Below are 18935 nucleotides of genomic sequence, written 5' to 3'. Positions count from 1 at the left end.
GCCGCCGCACCGTCCGGCCGCCGTGCGGACAGGCCGGCCATGCGGGCAGGCCGACCATGCGGACAGGCCGACCATGCGGACAGGCCGACGGGCCCGGGGCGAGACGCCCCGGGCCCGTCGGGCACCGCTGCGGCCGGCCCCGTCGGGCCGGCCGGAAACACCCGGCTCGCGCCGGCTACTTCTTCTCCTTCGGCGCCTCGGCGTCGGTGGACAGCGCGGCGATGAAGGCCTCCTGCGGGACCTCCACGCGGCCGACCATCTTCATCCGCTTCTTGCCTTCCTTCTGCTTCTCCAGCAGCTTGCGCTTGCGCGAGATGTCACCGCCGTAGCACTTGGCGAGAACGTCCTTGCGGATCGCGCGGACCGTCTCACGGGCGATCACCCGGGAGCCGATCGCGGCCTGGATCGGCACCTCGAACTGCTGGCGCGGGATCAGCTTCTGCAGCTTGCCGGCCATCATCACGCCGTAGTTGTAGGCCTTGTCCTTGTGCACGATCGCGGAGAACGCGTCCACCGCGTCGCCGTGCAGCAGGATGTCGACCTTGACCAGCTGGGCGCTCTGCTCGCCGATGGGCTCGTAGTCGAAGGAGCCGTAGCCGCGGGTCTTGGACTTCAACTGGTCGAAGAAGTCGAAGACGATCTCGGCGAGCGGCAGGGTGTAGCGCAGCTCGACGCGGTCCTCGGAGAGGTAGTCCATGCCCTGGAGGTTGCCGCGACGGGCCTGGCAGAGCTCCATGATGGCGCCGACGAACTCGTTCGGCGCCAGGATGGTGCCGCGCACGACCGGCTCGTAGACCTCGGCGAGCTTCCCGGTCGGGAACTCGCTGGGGTTGGTGACGGTGTGCTCGGTGCCGTCCTCCATCACGACGCGGTAGACCACGTTCGGGGCGGTGGAGATCAGGTCGAGGTTGAACTCGCGCTCCAGGCGCTCCCGGATGATCTCCAGGTGCAGCAGGCCGAGGAAGCCGCAGCGGTAGCCGAAGCCGAGGGCGACCGAGGTCTCCGGCTCGTAGACCAGCGCGGCGTCGTTCAGGCGCAGCTTGTCGAGGGCGTCGCGCAGCAGCGGGTAGTCCGAGCCGTCCAGCGGGTACAGGCCGGAGAAGACCATCGGACGCGGGTCCTTGTAGCCGCCCAGCGCCTCGGTCGCACCCTTGTGCATCGAGGTGATGGTGTCACCGACCTTGGACTGCCGGACGTCCTTCACCCCGGTGATGATGTAGCCGACCTCGCCGACGCCCAGGCCGTCGGCGACCTTCGGCTCCGGCGAGATGACGCCGATCTCCAGCAGCTCGTGGGTCGCGCCGGTGGACATCATGGCGATGCGCTCGCGCTTGGTGAGCTGGCCGTCGACGACCCGGACGTAGGTGACCACGCCGCGGTAGGAGTCGTAGACCGAGTCGAAGATCATCGCGCGGGCCGGGGCGTCCTTGACGCCGACCGGGGCCGGGATCTTGTCGACCAGGTGGTCGAGCAGCTCCTCGACGCCGAGACCGGTCTTGGCGCTGACCTTGAGCACGTCGTCCGGGTCGCAGCCGATGATGTGCGCGATCTCGGCGGCGTACTTCTCCGGCTGGGCGGCGGGCAGGTCGATCTTGTTGAGCACCGGGACGATCGTGAGGTCGTTCTCCAGCGCCAGGTACAGGTTGGCGAGGGTCTGCGCCTCGATGCCCTGGGCGGCGTCCACCACGAGGACGGTGCCCTCGCAGGCGGCGAGGGAGCGGGACACCTCGTACGTGAAGTCCACGTGGCCCGGGGTGTCGATCATGTTGAGGATGTGCGTCGAGCCGGCGTTCGGCCCCGTCTTCGGCGCCCATGGGAGGCGGACGGCCTGCGACTTGATGGTGATGCCGCGCTCACGCTCGATGTCCATGCGGTCGAGGTACTGGGCGCGCATCTGCCGCGGGTCGACCACACCGGTGATCTGGAGCATCCGGTCTGCGAGCGTCGACTTGCCGTGGTCGATGTGGGCGATGATGCAGAAGTTGCGGATCAGCGCCGGGTCGGTACGGCTGGGCTCTGGCACATTGCTGGGGGTCGCGGGCACCTTGGTCCGATTCTCCGTTGGTCCGGGGGCCGGGGGCGTCCGGGTCATCGCTGACCGGTTTCCCGGGGACCGGACAGTCGTCCGATCGAAATAGTTCTTCCCATCCTCCCACGACCGCGACGTCCGCCGCCGTTCGGTTCCACCGGGGCCGCGCCGGGGGTGCTCCGGGGGTCGGTGCGCGGGTCCGTCCGGGAGTCCGTCCGGGGCTAGTCCGCGGGCCCGTTCAAGTGCCGCCGCGGGGCCCTTGAACGGCCGCCCCTTCCCGCGGCCCGACCGGTCGGGGCAGGATGGTCGTCCATGATCCTGGAAAGCGCCCTCCTCGACGTCGTCCCCGGCCAGGAGGACGCGTTCCTCGCCGCCTTCGCGGAGGCGAAGCCGCTGATCGCGGTCCAGTCCGGCTTCCGCTCCCTCGCGCTGCGCCGCTGCCTCGACGAGGGCCGCGGCGCCAGGTTCCTGCTCCAGGTGGAATGGGAGACGCTGGAGGACCACACGGAGGGGTTCCGCCGTTCCGCCGAGTACCAGCGGTGGCGCGAGCTGCTGCACCGCTTCTACCGGCCGTTTCCCGAGGTCGAGCACTACGGCGAGCCGGTGCTCCGGGCCTGATCCGGATCCGGCCGGTTTGGGTCGGGCGGTGCCCCCCTGGTAGCGTGGGGCGCTGCACCTGGCCCAGGCATGCCCTCTCAGCAGTCCGGCGGCCGCGCGGTGCAACTCTCCCCCAGCCTTCGGCCGGGGGGACCCCAGAACCGTTTACTGACAAGACTGAGGCTCCTTCGTGGCGAACATCAAGTCCCAGATCAAGCGCAACAAGACCAACGAGAAGGCGCGCCTGCGCAACAAGGCCGTCAAGTCCTCGCTGAAGACCGCCCTGCGCAAGGCCCGTGAGGCCGCTGCCGCCGGCGAGACCGAGAAGGCCACCGTGCTGGCCCGCGCCGCCTCCAAGGCGCTGGACAAGGCCGTCAGCAAGGGCGTCATCCACGCCAACCAGGCCGCCAACAAGAAGTCGGCCATCACCAAGCGCGTCAACGCCGTCCAGGCCTGACTCCGCCGGGGCCCACGGCCCCGACCGCCCCAGGACGGACCGGCCCTCTACCCGGTCCCCTGAGGCACGAGCTCAAGACTCGCACCGCACGCGGCCTGCGTTCGCCACGCGGGTGCGGTGCACGAAGATCCACCGGAAGTGCCCGTTGGTAGGCGCTTCCCCGACTGCCCGCCCGGTCCCCACCGGGCGGGCAGTCGTCGTTTCGGGCCGGGGCTTCCGCCGCGGACGTTCTCGCGCCGATCCCCGTCGCCCGGCGGACCGGCTGCGGGTCCTGCGGCTGCGGCTGCGGCTTCTGTCGCTGCGGCTTCTGTCGCGTTCTGTGGTCCGGCCGCTATGGTCGGTGACGGCGGCTCGGGGGGCCGCGCTCACGGAAACCGGGCGGGCGGCGGTCGCGTCCCCTTCCCGGGGGGCCACCGCGTTCCGGGTCACCGTTTCGGGGCACCGTTTCGGGCCATCGTTGCGAGTCACGGTTCCGGGGCGGCACCTTCGTGGCAGGCATCTTCGTCGACGCTCAGGGGGGGCACCTATGACGACGCCACCACCGCCGCCACCACCACCGGCCCAGGGCGGACCGGGGTTCGGCGGCTTCCCGCAGCAGCCACCGCCGCCCGGGACGGCCCCGGGCTTCGGACCTCCGCCCGGCCTTCCCGCGTCGCCCGGACTTCCCGCCTCCCCTGGACTTCCCGCCGCTCCGGGGCCGGCCCCCTCACCCGGTACGGCCCCCGCCGGGGAGCCCGGGCCGCGCGAGGGGACGGTCAGGAGGGGCGGAAACCTGCGCCGCAACGCCGTCTGGGCGTTCGTCGGCGCCGTCCTGGCCTCGGCCGCCTGGTCCGGCGCCGTGGCCCTGGTACCGCGGATCGTCGACAGCGGCTCCCCGGCGCAGAGCCTCCACGGCTACCACGCGGTCGACAGGCTCTGCGGGTCGGGCACGCTCACCGCGTTCAAGAAGCAGTACCGCATGGTCGACGACTACCCGCTGCAGCACACCGGCCGGTCCGACTCCATGGACATCATGCGGTGCTACGCCCTGGTCAAACGGGCGGTCAGCGGGAGCGACGTCGCCGACTACGCCACCCTCGACATCCGCGCCGAACTGCACCGGGCGGTCGACTCCGCGCCCGAATTCGCCGCCACCCGAAGCTACTTCGAGCAGCAGAAGTACGAGATCACCGATGTGCCGAACCTCGGCCAGGAGGCCTACTTCGCCTACGGCGACGAGCCGACCAGCTCGGACCAGACCTTCCACGACATCAACCACTACCTACAGGTCCGGGACGGCGGGATGACGTACTCCCTGTACTGGACGGACAACTACCAGGTCGGGAAGAACACCACGCTGGACCGCGAGACCGTCCGCCGGGCGATGCTCGACGACACCCGGGACATCCTGAAGGCGATCGGCGGCTCGTAAGGGCCGGTCGTGGCGGCCCGGTCGGGAGGGTTTCCCGTGGGGCCGGTCGGGCCGGTCGGGCCGGTCGCAGGGGCTGCTCGTGGCGGCCGGCCGTCCCGGCGGGCGGGCCCGGGTTGCCGGGGCGCCCGTGCCGGGATCAGTAGGAACGGCCCCCGGAGCCGGCGCGCGCGGCCCGGGCGACGGCCACCACGGCCCGCTCCAGCGCGAAGGCGGGGTCGTCGGAGCCGCCCTTGACGGCCGCGTCCGCCTGGGCGATCGCCGTCAGGGCCGTCGCCACGCCGTCGCCCGTCCAGCCGCGCATCTGCTGGCGGACCCGCTCGACCTTCCACGGGGGCATCCCCAGCTCGCGGGCCAGATCGGCCGGGCGCATGTTCCGCCCGGTGGTCGCCAGCCGACCGATGCTGCGGACCCCGGACGCCAGCGCGTAGGTGATACCGGTCGGCGGCTGCCCGACGGCCAGCGCCCAGCGCAACCGCTCCAGCGCCTCGGCGGCCCGGCCGGTGACCGCGAAGTCCGCCACCTCGAAGCCGGTGGCCTCGGCCCGGCCGCTGTAGTAGCGGGCCACCACCGTCTCGTCGATGGTGCCCTCGACGTCCGAGGTGAGCTGGCTGCACGCGGCCGCCAGCTCGCGGAGGTCACTGCCGAGCGCGTCCAGCAGGGCCTGGCACGCCTCCGGGGTGGCCGACCTGCCGAGCGTGCGGAACTCTCCCCGGACGAAGGCCAGCCGGTCCGACGCCTTCGCCAGCTTCGCGCAGGCGACCTCACGGCCGCCCGCCTTCCGCCCGGCGTCCAGCAGGCCCTTGCCCTTGGCGCCGCCCGCGTGCACCAGCACCACGATCACCTCGTCGGCCGGGGCCTCGATGTACGCCTTGAGCTCCTTGACGGAGTCGGCGGAAAGGTCCTGGGCGGCCCGGACGACGATCACCTTGCGCTCGGCGAACAGCGAGGGCGTGGTCAGCTCGGCGAGGCTGCCGGGCTGCAGGGTGCCGGGTGGGAGGTCCCGCACATCGGTGTCCGGGTCCGCAGCCCTCGCCGCCGCCACCACCTGGGCGACCGCGCGGTCGAGCAGCAGCTCCTCCTGGCCGACCGCGAGGGTCAGCGGGGCGAGCAGGTCGTCGGGTGCACTCTTCCTGGCCATCGCCTACCAGCATCCCATGGGGTGGGGACACTCCCACCCGGAGGAACGACCGGCGGGCGGGGGTGGGCGGGGGTGGGCGGGCCGGGTCCGACGGCCGGAGGGGCGGGGCCGCCGGGGGTGGGCGGGGTGGGCTTGACCAGTGGGGGGTGTACTCCGACGCGGGAGGCGCTCCCGGGAGAATGGGCCGGTGACCGAACACCTCACCACCGACCAGCCGGACGACTTCGACCCGAGCGCCCGGCAGCTCCTCGTCCTGCCCGACCGCGACGCCGCCGAGGACGCCACGGAGGAACTCAGCGCCAACCACCCCGACCTCGGCGAACTCGAAATCGTCCGGGACGCCCTCGCCGGCGAGGACGACGCCGAGGACGCCCAGTGGCTGGTGGTCGTGGAACCCCCCGAGGACGGCTGGACCGCGGAGTTGCTCCGCGCCCTGGACGCCGTCGCCGCCGAGCACGAGGGGTGGCGCGAGGAGGGCTGATCCGTCGGCCCCGCCATGTCCTCCGGGGCCCGCCCCACCCCCCACCCCCACCCCCGCTCCCCCTCCCCCTCCTCCCCGCCCTCTCCACCTCCTCCCTGTGGAGAGGGCGGGTTGAGCGAGAGGGCTCACCCCGGCGGGCCGCGCGGCCCACCGGCCGGGTGCCGACCGCGCGACGCGGCCGCAGCGTGGCGGGTCTGCCCGCCGTGCGGGTGCACGGACGCCCCCAGACGAGCCGGGGTGTCGCCCGTCACCGCGATGTCCCCAGCGGTATCGGTGCGCAATACCGTGGCACCGAGGGCACGCAGCCGCTCCACCGTCCGCACGGACGGATGCCCGTACGGATTCCCCTCGCCACACGAGATCAACGCCAGCCTGGGCCTCAACGCGGCCGCGAGCTCCCAGTCCTGGTGCGCCGACCCGTGGTGGGCCACCTTCAGCACATCCACCCGGACACCACGGCCCCACCGCGCCGACAGCGCGGCCTGCGCGGGCGGTTCGAGATCGCCCAACAGAGCCAGCCGCACACCGTCCGCCACCGTCACCAGCAGCACCACACTCGCGTTGTTGGCCCCGGCAGCCTCCGCCGGAAGCACGGCATCGGGCCACACCACCTCCCATGACAGCCCCGGTCCGGCCGACCGGCGCTCGCCTGTCCGCGCGCGCACCAGTGGCACTCCGGCCGCAGCCGCCCACCCCGACACCCGGGCGGCCTCGCCCGGCGGCTCACCCAGGACCGTCCCCTCGATCGCGCCCACCGAACGCCCCCGCAACACCCCGGGCACACCCTCCACGTGGTCCGCGTGGAAGTGCGTCACCACCAGCAACGGCACCCGGGTGATCCCGAGGTCTCGCAGACAGCGGTCCGCCGCACGCGGATCCGGCCCGGCGTCCACCACCACCGCGCTCCCCGGCGCCCCGCCGCCAGCGGTGACCGGCAGCACCACCATGTCCCCCTGACCCACGTCACACATGACCAGCCGCCAGCCCGGTGGCGGCCAGCCGGTCGCGAGCCGGGTGAGCAGGGGCGGCCGCACCAGCACGGCCAGCAGGACCAGGAGGAGCAGGCCCGCCACCAGCGGCCGGGCCCAGCCGCCCCTGACGCGCAGACCGACCGCTGCGGCGCGTCCGGGTGCCAGGAGCGGAACCGTCCAGCACACCGCCACCGTCGCCAGGGCCAGCGTCACCGTGCCGAGCAGCCCGCCGGGCCAGGAGATCTGAGCGCCCGGCAGCTCCGCTCCATGCCGGGCCACCGCCGCGAGCCAGCCCACCGGGAGTCCGGCCGGCTCCGCGAGCAGCCGGGCCAGGGCCGGCGAGAGCGGCTCCAGGACGAGCACCGCGAAGCCGAGCAGAGTCGCCGGAGCCACCGCCAGCTCGGCCAGCAGGTTGCACGGCACCGCGACCAGGCTGATGTGTCCGGACAGCACGACCGTCACGGGCGCGCAGAGCGCCTGGGCCGCTGCCGTCGCGGCGACGGCGCCCGCCAGGTGGTGCGGCCAGCCCCGCGCCCGCAGGCGCTGCGCCCAGTGCGGGCCGACCACCAGCAGACCGGTGGTGGCGAGCACGGAGAGCAGGAAGCCGAACGACCGGGCGAGGTAAGGGTCGAGAAGCACCAGGAGCAACGCCGTACCGGCCAGGGCGGGCACCGCCTGCCGGGGTCGGCCGGTGGCGAGCGCCAGCAGTCCGATCAGCCCCGTACCGGCGGCCCGCAACACGCTGGGTTCCGGTCGGCAGACGGTCACGAACGCCAGCGTGACGACTGTGCCGAGCAGCGCGGTGGTGCGCAGCGGGATACCGAACGCGGCGGCCAGGCCGCGTCGTTCGGCTGTACCGGCACGACTGGGGGCACCGAGCAGGACACCCAGCACGATCGCGAGGTTGGCCCCGCTGACCGCGACCAGATGCGCCATGTCGGTGGCCCGGAAGGCGTCCAGGAGGTCCCCGGGCAGGCGTGAGGTGTCACCGACGACCAAGGCCGGGAGCAACCCCCGTGCGTCCGGCGGCAGATCGTCACTTGCCGTCCGCAGCCCCGCCCGCAACCGGCCGGCGACCCGTTGCGGCAGGCTGGGCGGCGCGAGCTCCCGTGGCGGCCCGTGGGCGATCAACAGCGCGGCCGACTCGTCGTCGTAGCCCTCCCCCGCCGGGCGGACGTCCGCTTCCACGGCGACACGGGCCGACGGGAGCAGACGTTGCCACGCGCCGATCTCCGGCCCTCGCGCCATCACCGTCACCGGCGTCCGCGTCCTGGTCACCGTCTCGGTGCCGACCGGCGGGCCGCCCGCGCCGTCGCCCGGGGCCGGAGCCGCCGACTCGAAGCCCGCCGGGACGGTGACCCGCTCCACCACCGCGTCCACGGTGAGGACGGTCTGCCCGGCAGCCGTTCCCCTGGTGCGGGAGGTGTGGGCTCTCGGGTCGGCGGTGATGGTCAGTTCGACGCCCACCTCCGGCGCGGCGGCTCCGGCGCGGGCCAGCCCGGGCAGCGGCCCCCGGTGGAGGTCGGCGGTGTGCAGCAGGGTCGCGGCGGCGGCCGCCGCACCGGTGAGCAGCACGGCGGCCAGCGTCATGGCGGCGCCGCGACGCCGCCGCACTCCCGGGCGGGCGAGCAGGAGGACGGCGAACAGGACGGCCGTGCCGGCGGCCGAGGACAGCAGGAGGCCGTGTCCGGGGCCCAGCCCGAGAACACCCGCCGTGACCACCCAGGCCGCGACGGCGGGGAGGAGCAGGCGAAGATCGCCGGGAGTCCGGTGCGGCCCGACGGCGTCTGTGGTGGCAGTGGCGGCGATGACGGCACCTCCTTCCGGGGAGTGACCGACGGGTCGATGGGCTGACGGGTCGAACGGCTCCGTGCGTTGGGCGAGCCGGAAGCAGGAGCACCGACCGGAAGCGTCACCGGGCGGGTGCGGGCGGGTACGGGCGCGTACGGGCGGGTCAGAGCGTGAGCATCGGTCTGAGCTCCGCATAGGTGCGTTCGCCGATGCCGCTGACCTGCCGGAGCTGGTCGAGTGAGCGGAACGATCCGTGCGACGCGCGGAAGGCGATGATGCGCTGTGCCAGCGTCGGACCGACTCCCGGGAGCGTGTCGAGCTGTTCGAGGGTGGCGTGGTTCAGACTGACCGGCTGTTTCGGCACGGCGCCCGTGGCCGGCCCGCCCACGGCCTGCGCCGCGCCGTCCGGTTCGCCGACGAGGATCTGCTCACCGTCCGTCAGCACCCGGGCCAGGTTGAGGCCCTTGGTCTCCGTCTCGGGCAGCGGTCCGCCGGCCACGCGCAACGCGTCCGCCACCCGGGAGCCGCCGGGCAGCGTGTGGACACCGGGTGCGTGCACCCGCCCCCCGACGTCGACCACGACGACCGTGCGCGCCTCGGCGTCTCCCGGAGCTGCTGGGACGGGGCCGGCGGAGGACTCCGGTGTGCTCGGGGGCGATGCCCCCGGCTCGGCCGGCGCGACCGCCGGCGCTGGCACCGCCACCGCCGGCACCGCGACCGGCTGGGGCCGCGCCAGCCAGAAGTGCTGGACGCCGTAGCCCACGGCGAGCAGCAGCAGGACGACCAGCCCCGACACGGCCCGCCGGTCGAGCATCACCGCAGGACCGAAGCGAAACCGCGCGCGACCCGGGTCGGCAGACCCGTCATCGTCGGACGGCGCACCGTAGGGCGGCGCACCGTAGGGCGGCGCACCGTAGGGCGGCACACCGTCAAACCCCGCGCCACCAGCGGGTCCATCGACCGCCGCACTCGGCACGTCACCCGACCCGCCGCCCGACCCGCCGCCGAGGGGCGAGCCCCTGGGCGGCCCGGTGGCCGACGGCTCCGCCGCACCGGCGGCTCCCCCGGCCACCCTCGCGGCCGATTCCTCGGCGGCCCCTTCAGCGCCTCCCCCGGCCGCCGGCAGCAGCGCTGCCAGCCGACGCCGCGCCGTCTCCCCGACCCGCTGGCGCTTCACCGCGCCGATGTTCATGCTCGTCATGCGGAGCACGCTAGGAGCCGTCCGCCGTCGATGGGAGAATCGGCGAAACCCTGTGGAAAACTCCGGGGTTGTGGACAACTCATGTCGCTCGCACGAGTGATCAGCAGTTGTCGGAGTTGACTTCCCGCCTGGCAGAGGTCCTCACGAGGCCCGTCTCAGCCCCCGTCCGGAGGCGTCTTCACGCACCGCGGCTTCCACGCACCGCGTCTTCACGCACCGCGGCTTCACGCCCCTCAGGGTTCACCACCCCGGCTTCACGCACCCCGGCTTCACGGGCCTCAGCGCGGCGAGACCACCACTGCCAGCAGCCCTGGTCCGACATGCGCACCGATCACCGCGCCCACCTCGCCCACGTACAGGTCGCGCAGCCCGGGGATCCGCCCCCGCAGCCGCTCCGCGAGCGGCTCGACCCGCTCCTCCGCCGCCAGGTGGTGGACGGCGATGTCGACCTCCCGCTCCCCCGCCTGCTCGACCGCGATCTCCTCCAGCCGCGCGATCGCCCGCGACGCCGTCCGGACCTTCTCCAGCGGCTCGATCCGCCCGCCGTCCAGGTGCAGCAGCGGCTTCACCGCCAGCGCCGACCCGAGCAGCGCCCGGGCCGCCCCGATCCGGCCGCCCCGACGCAGGTGCTCCAGGGTGTCCACGTAGAAGAATCCGCTGGTCACCGCCGTCCGCGCGGTCACAGCGGCGACCACCTCGTCCAGTTCCCGCCCCGCCTCGATCGCCTCGGCCGCCGCCAGTACGCCGTATCCGAGGGCCATGCCGACCAGTCGGCTGTCCACCACACGCACCGGGACGGGCGCCTCGGCGGCCGCCAGCCGGGCCGCCTCCGCCGTCCCGGACAGCTCGGCGGAGATGTGCACCGAGACGATGCCCTTCGCGCCGGCCTCGGCGGCGGCCCGGTAGGCGGCGGCGAAGGCCTCGGGGCTCGGCCGGGAGGTCGTCACCCGCTGCTTGCCGCGCAGCGCCTCGGCGACGTCCTTGGGCGAGATCTCCACGCCCTCGGCGAGGACGGTGTCACCGACCGCGACGCTCAGCGGCACCACCGCGATCTCGTGACGGTCGACGGCCTGCTGGGGCAGATAAGCCGTGGAATCGGTGACAAGTGCGAGGTCGGCGGGCATGAGGCGGAGGTTACTCCGCGTCCGGCCAGGAGGACAGCGCCCGAACCGGGCCTGCCCCGGCCCGCCCGCCCGCCGTCCGGCCCCGGCCACGGCGCCGGAACCGGGCGAAGCGCCGGGCGGCCCCGGCACCGGCCCCGGCACCGGGCGGGCGCCAGGGACAGCCGGTCGGTGCGCCGGGCACGGCGACCCCACCCGAGCCGTCCGGGAGGATCGAGTCTTCCGGGATGTGGCGGGGCCGGAGGAGCGGGACGTCCGGTCAGCCCGCCGTCGGCCCGGCCGACGGCTTCCGCAGCCGGTCCGCCAGCCGCGACAGCGGGTCGTTCAGCCCCAGCAGTTCCTCGGCGCTCGGGCGCCCCTTCCCGTCCGTCAGCCCGGCCCGACCCGCCGCCGCCCCGCCAGCACCAGTACCAGTACCAGCCGACCCACCGGAACCGACGCCCGAGCCGAAGCCCGCCCCCGTACCCGACCCGGAATCCGACCCCGCCCCCGAGTGGTCCCAGTGCCGCAGCGCCCCCGCCTCGCTCTCGCACTCCTGGCTGAGCCGCCGGAGCTCGTCGTCGGCGAAGCGGTGCATCCGGTCCTGGGCCGCCCAGCGCATGGTCTCGGCGGAGTGGGTGATCCGTTCGGCGCGCTCCCGCAGCTCGGGCAGCTTGGCCGCGATCCGGCCCGGGTCCGGCTCGCGCTCCAGGATCCGCAGCTCAGCGTCCAGCTCGGCCGCGTGGGTGTCCAGCCGCCGCAGCAGGGCGAGTGCCTCACCGAGCTGGCCGTCCTGCACCAGACCGCTCTCCAGGACCTGGCGCGTGCCGTCCAGGGAGGTCCGCAGCCCCAGCCGGACGGCGGAGATCTGGCCCTGCGGGCCGGGCTTGGCGTAGGTCTTCGCCTTGAGGGTCACGTTCTCGACCGCGCGCCGGGCGTTGGCCTCGTGCCGCTCCACCTTCGTGGCGACCGCCCTCGCCGCCTTGACGGTCCCGACCACCACCAGCACCAGCATCGCGAGGCCGAAGAGCAGGGCCAGACCGACCATCACGCCGAGCGCGTCCATCACGAGCCACCTTCCGTCCGCCGAACCGGCCCCCACCGGGCCCAACGCGGGCCGGCCCACCGTGGGTTCCACGGTAGCCGCCCGACCCGTGCCGGGGGCAGGTCGAACGGGCCCGGGCTCCGGAGATCAGGGACAGATGGGGGATCTCCCCGAGGCGGGCCCGGCCTCGGGCAACGCATCCCGCCCCCACCTGCCTCCACCCACACCCGGCGGACCACCGCCCCGGGAACGCCGAGGGCGGGCGCCCCGAAGGACACCCGCCCCGGCCGTCAACGACCCACGGCGACCACCGGCAGTCAGCCGGTGACGATGTTCACCAGCTTCGGCGCCCGCGCGATCACCTTGCGCACCGGCGCGTCCCCGATCGCCGCGACGACGGCCGGATCGGCCAGCGCCAGCGCCTCCAGCTCGGCGTCGGAGATCGACGGCGCGACCTCCAGCCGGGCCTTGACCTTGCCCTTGATCTGCACGACGCAGGTGACCGCCTCGTCCACCACGTACGCCGGGTCGGCGACGGGGTAGTCGGTGTGGGCCAGCGAGTCGCCGTGGCCCAGTCGGCGCCACAGCTCCTCCGCGATGTGCGGGGCCAGCGGGGCGACCAGCAGGACCAGCCGCTCGGCGACCGGTCGCGGCGTGGAGCCGCGCTTCACCAGGAAGTTGTTCAGCTCGATCGCCTTGGCCACGGCCGTGTTGAAGCGCAGCGCGGCCATGTCGCCGCGGATGCCGTCGATGGCCTTGTGCAGCGCGCGCAGCGTCGCCTCGTCCGGCTCCTCGTCGGTGACGACCAGCTCGCCGGTGGCCTCGGAGACGATGTTGCGCCACAGCCGCTGCAGGAAGCGGTACGAGCCGACCACCGCGCGGGTGTCCCACGGGCGGGAGACGTCCAGCGGGCCCATCGACATCTCGTACAGGCGCAGCGTGTCGGCGCCGTACTCGTCGGCGATCTCGTCCGGGGCGACGGCGTTCTTCAGGGACTTGCCCATCTTGCCGGCCTCGCGCTTGACCGGCTCGCCCTGCCAGAAGTAGCCGCCGTCGCGCTCCTCGACCTCGGTGGCGGGCACCGGGAAGCCGCGCTCGTCGCGGTAGACGTCGGCGGTGATCATGCCCTGGTTGAACAGCTTGTGGAACGGCTCGACCGAGGAGACGTGGCCCAGGTCGTGCAGGACCTTGTGCCAGAACCGCGCGTACAGCAGGTGCAGCACGGCGTGCTCGGCACCGCCGACGTACAGGTCGGCGCCGCCGCCGGGCTTCTCGGCGGTCGGGCCCAGCCAGTACTGCTCGTTGGCCGGGTCGACGACCCGCGCGCCGTTCGACGGGTCGATGTAGCGCAGCTCGTACCAGCAGGAACCGGCCCAGTTGGGCATGGTGTTGGTCTCGCGGCGGTACTTCTTCGGCCCGTCGCCCAGGTCCAGCTCGACGTTGACCCAGTCCTCGTTGCGCGACAGCGGCGTCTTCGGGGAGGAGGTCGAGTCGAACGGGTCGTAGGTGTGCGGCGAGTAGTCGTCCACCTCGGGGACCTCGACCGGCAGCATCGACTCGGGCAGCGCGTGCATCACGCCGTCCTCGTCGTAGACGATCGGGAAGGGCTCGCCCCAGTACCGCTGGCGGCTGAACAGCCAGTCACGCAGCCGGTAGTTGACGGTGCCCTCGCCGATGCCGCGCTCGGCCAGCCAGGCGGTGACGGCGGCCTTGCCGTCGGCGACGCTCAGGCCGTCCAGCGAGATGCCGTTCTCGGTGCCCTCGGCGTGGGCCGAGTTGACGATGACGGAGTCGTACGTGCTGAAGGCGTCGTCCCAGGTGTGCGGGTCCTCGTCGCGGCCGTCGGTCGGCTTGACGACGCAGCGCATCGGCAGCTCGAAGGCGCGGGCGAACGCGAAGTCGCGGTGGTCGTGGGCCGGGACGGCCATGATCGCGCCGGTGCCGTAGCCCATCAGCACGTAGTCGGCGACGAAGACCGGGACGGGCTCGCCGCTGACCGGGTTGACCGCGTAGGCGCCGGTGAAGACACCGGTCTTGACCTTGGCCTCGACCTGGCGCTCCACGTCGGACTTGGCGGCGGCACTCGCGCGGTAGGCGGCGACGGCCTCGGCCGGGGTGGCGGCGCCGCCGGTCCACTCGTCACGGATGCCGGCGGGCCAGGCGGCCGGCACGATCGAGTCGACCAGGTCGTGCTCGGGGGCCAGCACCATGTAGGTGGCGCCGAACAGGGTGTCGGGGCGGGTGGTGAAGACGGTGATCTTCCGGTCGCCGGGGGCCGCGAAGTCGACCCGGGCGCCTTCCGAGCGGCCGATCCAGTTGCGCTGCTGCAGCTTGATGGCCTCGGGCCAGTCCAGCAGGTCCAGGTCGGAGATCAGCCGGTCCGAGTAGGCGGTGATCCGCATCATCCACTGGCGCAGGTTCGACTTGAACACCGGGAAGTTGCCGCGCTCGGAGCGGCCGTCCGCGGTGACCTCCTCGTTGGCCAGCACGGTGCCCAGCCCGGGGCACCAGTTGACCGGCACCTCCTTGGAGTACGCCAGCCGGTAGTCGCCCAGCAGTTCGTCGCGCTCGGCGGCGGACAGCTCCGACCACGCGCGGCCGCCGGGGACCTCGCGCGAGCCGTCCGCGAAGTCGGCGATCAGCTCGGCGATCGGGCGGGCCCGGCCGGCCTCCTCGTCGTACCAGGAGTTGAAGATCTGCAGGAAGATCCACTGGGTCCAGCGGTAGTACTCCGGGTCGATCGTGGAGATCGAGCGGCGCGGGTCGTGGCCCAGGCCCAGCCGGCGCAGCTGCTGGCGCATGTTGGCGATGTTGGCCTCGGTGGAGACCCGCGGGTGGGTACCGGTCTGCACCGCGTACTGCTCGGCGGGCAGGCCGAACGCGTCGTAGCCCAGCGTGTGCAGCACGTTGTGGCCGGTCATCCGCTGGTAGCGGGCGAAGACGTCGGTGGCGATGTAGCCCAGCGGGTGGCCGACGTGCAGGCCCGCGCCGGAGGGGTACGGGAACATGTCCATGATGAAGCTGTGCGGCTTCGCGGAGACGTCCCCGGCGCTCGGGTCGGCCAGGTCACCGGCCGGGTTGGGGGCGCTGAACGTGCCCTCCTTCTCCCAGATGTCCTGCCAGCGGGACTCGATCTCCGCTGCCAGGGTGGCGCTGTACCGGAACGGCTCGGTCGCGGCCTCGGCCGCGCCGGAAGCAGGGGTCGTCTCGCTCATGGTCCTTCAGGCTCCATCGATGTCAGTGGGCGAACCGGGCACAGGGCCGGGCGCGGCACGAAAGGCGGCGGAAAACAAAAAAGCCCCTCGCAGGAGGGGGTGCCACGCCGACTCCGGCACCCGCCCTGGGGCGCGGCCGGTCCTGGTCAGCGCGGCCGGCTAAGGAGCAGGCGCACGGTTCGCATGGGCTCAGGGTACCGCAAGGGGCTCAGGCCTCCTCCGGAGATACCGACCGCGAGGCCGCGTCGAAGTCGCGCAGCGCGCGCGCCACCCGTTCGGACTGCATGCCCGCGGCCAGGGCGCGTGCCCGCTCGGCCGTGTCGGCGGCCTCCCGGAGGGAGCCGGTGCGGCGCTGGGAGTCCGCCAGCCGGACCATCAGCAGGGCCCTGGCCCGCGCGCGGCCGGGGCCGAGCCCGGCCACCGCCTCGGTGAGCAGGGCCTGGGCGCCGCGGTGGTCGCCGAGGAACAGGTGGCCCTCCCCCACCATCCCCGCGAGGTCCGCCCGGGCCTGCGCCACATCCGGCCCGGCACCCGCGCCGGAAGCCGCACCTTGCCCCGCACAAGCACAAGCAGACGCACCGGCACCAGCACCAGCACCAGCACCAGCACCGGCACTGGCACCGGCACCGGCACCCGCACTGGCAGAAGCACCCGCACCCGCACCCGCCGCGGCGTCCAGCTCCGCGAACGCCCGCCCGGCCACCGCCGCCAGCTCCTCCGGCTCGCCGCGCCGCCCGTACGCCCGGGCCATCCGGCCGAGCTGCAGGGCCCGGTCGACCGGCCCGAGCGCGTCACCCGCCGTCTCCAGCACCCCGGCGAGCACGGTGACCGCGTCCAGCCCGCGCCCTCCCCCGCCCTGGGTGGCCAGCACCACCAGGCAGCCCACCACGCCCACCCCGAGCCGCAGGTCCCCGCTGAGGTGGGCGGCGCGCAGCGCGGCCACGAACGCCCGCTGGGCGGCCGCCTCGTGCCCCAGGTCGTACGCGGCCCAGCCCGCCAGCCGGGCCAGCCGACTGGCCGTGCCGTACAGCACGCGGCCCAACTCCTCGTCGTAACCGCCGAGTTCCAGCAGCTTCGCGACCATGGCCAGCTCGGCCCGGGTCGGCCCGAGCACCAGGCCGCCGCCGCAGGCCCGCTCCAGCCGCAGCTTGCTCCGGTAGGAGAGCCGGAGCTCCCCGACCAGCGCGGGGTCGATCCGCAGCGCGCCCTCCCCGCCGCCGACCGGGGGCGGGGCGGTGCCCAGCCGGCCGGCGGCCTGGTCGAGGTCGGCGCCGCGGAACAGGTCGGTGAGACGGACCGGGCCGGCGTCGGTGGCCGCCTCGCGCAACGCGGTCTGGGCGGTGTCGGCCGTCCAGGGGTCGGTGAGCAGCCGCGGCGAGAGGATCTTGGCCCCCCGGTTGCCGCCCATCCGGCCCCAGAGCTGCTCGTAGGTGACGGCGATGCCGAGGGCGCGGCCGAGCACCTCGCAGACCGTCTGGTCGTGCGGGCTTCGCGGGACCATGCCCCGGTCGCGCCACTTGTACGGGGCGGTGGAGCTGATCGCCAGGCCGGGCGGCAGGGTGAGGTTCACCTCGCGGGCCAGGCGCTCCGGGTTCCAGCCGAGCTGGTGCAGTATCCGGGCCAGCTCCTCGTTGCGCCTGCGCTCCAGATCGGCCATGGGACGACGGTAGCGGTCCGGCGGGGCCGGCTGCCGAGCCGTTCGGAAAACCCCGGACCGCCGGGGCCGCGAGCGCCCCCGAACCCGACGGAGGGATCCCGGGCCGCGAGAACGCACCCCGGACGCCGCGGAAAGCACCCCGGGCGCCCCGGAAACGCGGCCGGCGCGCCCCGGAAAACACCGAGGGCCGCCTCCCGGAACGGGAGACGGCCCTCGACTGCTGTGGAGCTACGGGGAATTGAACCCCGGACCTCTTGCATGCCATGCAAGCGCTCTACCAACTGAGCTACAGCCCCTTGACCTGCTGCGTCACCGGAGGTTTCCTTCGGTTTCCCTCGGCGACATCGACTACTTTACACGGTCGAAGGGGTGCTCCACGAATCCGTTACCGGAGGTACTACCCGGCCGTCGGGCGGGCGCGGGCGGCGAAGGCCGCGCCGACGCCGACCAGGCCCGCGATCGCGGCGGCGGTCACCAGCAGGGCGTGTCCGGAGTCCCGGGCCGCCGCCGGCAGCGAGACCCCGCCGAGGAAGACCGAGCCCAGCACCGCGACCCCGACCACCTGGCCGAGCTGTACGACCGTCACCATCACCCCGCTGGCGTCCGCCGCGTCGGCCGGGGCGACGCCGCCCAGCGCCCGGGCGAACAGCGGCGAGTACGTGCAGCCGGCCACGAGGCCCAGCCCGGTCATCAGCAGCAGCGCCACCGGGCCGATCTCCGCGCCGCCGCCGAGCAGCAGCCCGAGCAGCAGATAGCCGGGGACGAGCAGCCCGGCGCCGAGCAGCGGCAGGACGCCGTGCAGCCGGGCGGGCAGCCGGTGCCAGTGCAGGCTGGAGAACCCGAAGCCGAGCGCCATCGGCGCCGAGCAGAGGCCGGCCCGCAGCGCGCTGTGCCCGAGGCCGGACTGCTGGTGCAGCGCGAAGGCGAACAGGAAGCCCGCGAAGGCGGCCATGATCATGAAGATCGCGCCCGCCGCCGGTCGCAGCGTGGCCGTCCGCAGCACCCGGCCGCTGATCAGCGGCTGTCCGCCGCGTCGGGCGATCCGCCGCTCGACCACCGCGAACAGGGCGAACAGGACGGCGCTGGCGGCGAGCATCGCCCAGCCCCAGACGGGCCAGCCCAGTTCGTGGCCGAGCACCAGCGGCACCACCAGCAGCCCGAGGGCCGCGCCGAGCACCACCAGGCCGGGGAGGTCGAACCCGCGCCCGCGGTCGCCCGGCAGGCTCGGCAGCAGCCGGGCGCCGGCCGCCAGCAGGGCCAGCCCGATCGGCACGTTGACCAGGAAGACCGGGCGCCAGCCCGTCCCGAACAGGTCGGCGCTGACCAGGACTCCGCCGAGCACCTGGCCGACCGCCAGACCGCCGGCCAGCACGGCCGAGTAGAGGCCGAGCGCCCTGGTCCGGGCGGCGCCGGTGAAGGTGCGCTGCAGCAGGCTCATGACCTGCGGCACCATCAGCGCCGAGCCGGCGCCCTGGAGCAGCCGGAAGGCGATCAGCCAGCCGGTGGCCGGTGCCAGCCCGCAGGCCAGCGAGGCGAGGGTGAAGGCGGCCAGGCCCAGCTGGAACAGCCGGCTGTAGCCGTAGCGGGCGCCCAGCCGGGCCCCGGTGATGAGCAGCACCGCGTAGGCGATGGTGTAGCCGGCGATCACGAGTTGGAGGGCCGCGCCCGAGGCGTGCAGGTCGGTGCGGATGGTCGGCACCGCGACGTTGACGATGGAGACGTCCAGGATGGCCATGAACTGGCCGCAGAGCAGGAGGGTGAGGAGCAGCCCGGGCCTGGTGGCCGGGCCGCCGGTGGTGGTGGCGCCGGCCGCACCGGGCCGGATCTGAAGGTCCGTCATGG

Annotated in this window: 13 protein-coding genes and 1 tRNA gene; 4 read left to right on the top strand and 10 right to left on the bottom strand. The window is 73.9% G+C overall.

Annotated features, from left to right (window positions below):
- Positions 1 to 175: 175 nt before the first annotated feature.
- On the bottom strand, positions 176 to 2044 hold the full coding sequence (gene lepA / locus ABZ497_RS23595; protein ID WP_352289110.1) for a translation elongation factor 4: 1869 nt from the start codon (positions 2042 to 2044) through the stop codon (positions 176 to 178).
- Between the two features lie 297 nt (positions 2045 to 2341).
- On the opposite strand from lepA, the gene ABZ497_RS23590 reads away from it, so the two are divergent.
- The 3 genes from ABZ497_RS23590 to ABZ497_RS23580 all read left to right on the top strand — a co-directional run bounded on the left by ABZ497_RS23590 (position 2342) and on the right by ABZ497_RS23580 (position 4494).
- The gene (locus tag ABZ497_RS23590) at positions 2342 to 2647 is read left to right on the top strand and encodes an antibiotic biosynthesis monooxygenase (RefSeq protein WP_329487598.1); all 306 of its coding nucleotides are present in this window, start codon (positions 2342 to 2344) and stop codon (positions 2645 to 2647) included.
- A 169-nt stretch (positions 2648 to 2816) separates the two neighbouring features.
- Positions 2817 to 3083, top strand: coding sequence for a 30S ribosomal protein S20 (gene rpsT / locus ABZ497_RS23585; RefSeq protein WP_329487599.1), 267 nt, complete (start codon positions 2817 to 2819; stop codon positions 3081 to 3083).
- Between the two features lie 838 nt (positions 3084 to 3921).
- Positions 3922 to 4494 (top strand): hypothetical protein, encoded by a 573-nt coding sequence (locus ABZ497_RS23580; protein WP_359808044.1) that lies wholly within the window; start codon positions 3922 to 3924, stop codon positions 4492 to 4494.
- A gap of 136 nt (positions 4495 to 4630) precedes the next feature.
- On the opposite strand, the gene holA is transcribed toward ABZ497_RS23580, so the two are convergent.
- Positions 4631 to 5632 (bottom strand): DNA polymerase III subunit delta, encoded by a 1002-nt coding sequence (gene holA / locus ABZ497_RS23575; protein WP_329487601.1) that lies wholly within the window; start codon positions 5630 to 5632, stop codon positions 4631 to 4633.
- Between the two features lie 187 nt (positions 5633 to 5819).
- Here holA and ABZ497_RS23570 point away from each other — a divergent pair, with 187 nt between their 5' ends.
- Positions 5820 to 6113, top strand: a complete 294-nt coding sequence (locus ABZ497_RS23570) for a hypothetical protein (protein ID WP_329487602.1) — start codon at positions 5820 to 5822, stop codon at positions 6111 to 6113.
- A gap of 125 nt (positions 6114 to 6238) precedes the next feature.
- Here the strand turns inward: ABZ497_RS23570 and ABZ497_RS23565 are convergent, their stop codons facing one another.
- The 8 genes from ABZ497_RS23565 to ABZ497_RS23530 all read right to left on the bottom strand — a co-directional run bounded on the left by ABZ497_RS23565 (position 6239) and on the right by ABZ497_RS23530 (position 18933).
- Positions 6239 to 8806 carry a ComEC/Rec2 family competence protein gene (locus tag ABZ497_RS23565; RefSeq protein WP_359808041.1) on the bottom strand — a complete coding sequence of 856 codons (2568 nt, stop codon included), beginning with the start codon at positions 8804 to 8806 and terminating at the stop codon, positions 6239 to 6241.
- Between the two features lie 232 nt (positions 8807 to 9038).
- Entirely contained in the window at positions 9039 to 10076 is a 1038-nt protein-coding gene (locus ABZ497_RS23560; RefSeq protein ID WP_359808039.1) for a ComEA family DNA-binding protein, read from the bottom strand.
- A gap of 278 nt (positions 10077 to 10354) precedes the next feature.
- Positions 10355 to 11200 carry a DegV family protein gene (locus tag ABZ497_RS23555; protein ID WP_359808038.1) on the bottom strand — a complete coding sequence of 282 codons (846 nt, stop codon included), beginning with the start codon at positions 11198 to 11200 and terminating at the stop codon, positions 10355 to 10357.
- 256 nt (positions 11201 to 11456) lie between these two features.
- The gene (locus ABZ497_RS23550) at positions 11457 to 12242 is read right to left on the bottom strand and encodes a hypothetical protein (RefSeq protein WP_359808037.1); all 786 of its coding nucleotides are present in this window, start codon (positions 12240 to 12242) and stop codon (positions 11457 to 11459) included.
- Between the two features lie 296 nt (positions 12243 to 12538).
- Complete coding sequence (gene leuS, locus ABZ497_RS23545) at positions 12539 to 15436, bottom strand: leucine--tRNA ligase (RefSeq protein ID WP_359808035.1); 2898 nt, start codon at positions 15434 to 15436, stop codon at positions 12539 to 12541.
- A 208-nt stretch (positions 15437 to 15644) separates the two neighbouring features.
- Positions 15645 to 17093, bottom strand: a complete 1449-nt coding sequence (locus ABZ497_RS23540; protein ID WP_359808033.1) for a hypothetical protein — start codon at positions 17091 to 17093, stop codon at positions 15645 to 15647.
- A 223-nt stretch (positions 17094 to 17316) separates the two neighbouring features.
- Positions 17317 to 17389, bottom strand: a tRNA-Ala gene (locus ABZ497_RS23535).
- 101 nt (positions 17390 to 17490) lie between these two features.
- Positions 17491 to 18933, bottom strand: a complete 1443-nt coding sequence (locus ABZ497_RS23530; RefSeq protein WP_359808031.1) for an MFS transporter — start codon at positions 18931 to 18933, stop codon at positions 17491 to 17493.
- Positions 18934 to 18935: the final 2 nt, after the last annotated feature.

Origin of the sequence: Kitasatospora sp. NPDC005751, from assembly GCF_040630835.1 — a bacterium.
Lineage (GTDB): Bacteria > Actinomycetota > Actinomycetes > Streptomycetales > Streptomycetaceae > Kitasatospora.
This window is presented reverse-complemented; position numbering and strand designations above follow the sequence as displayed.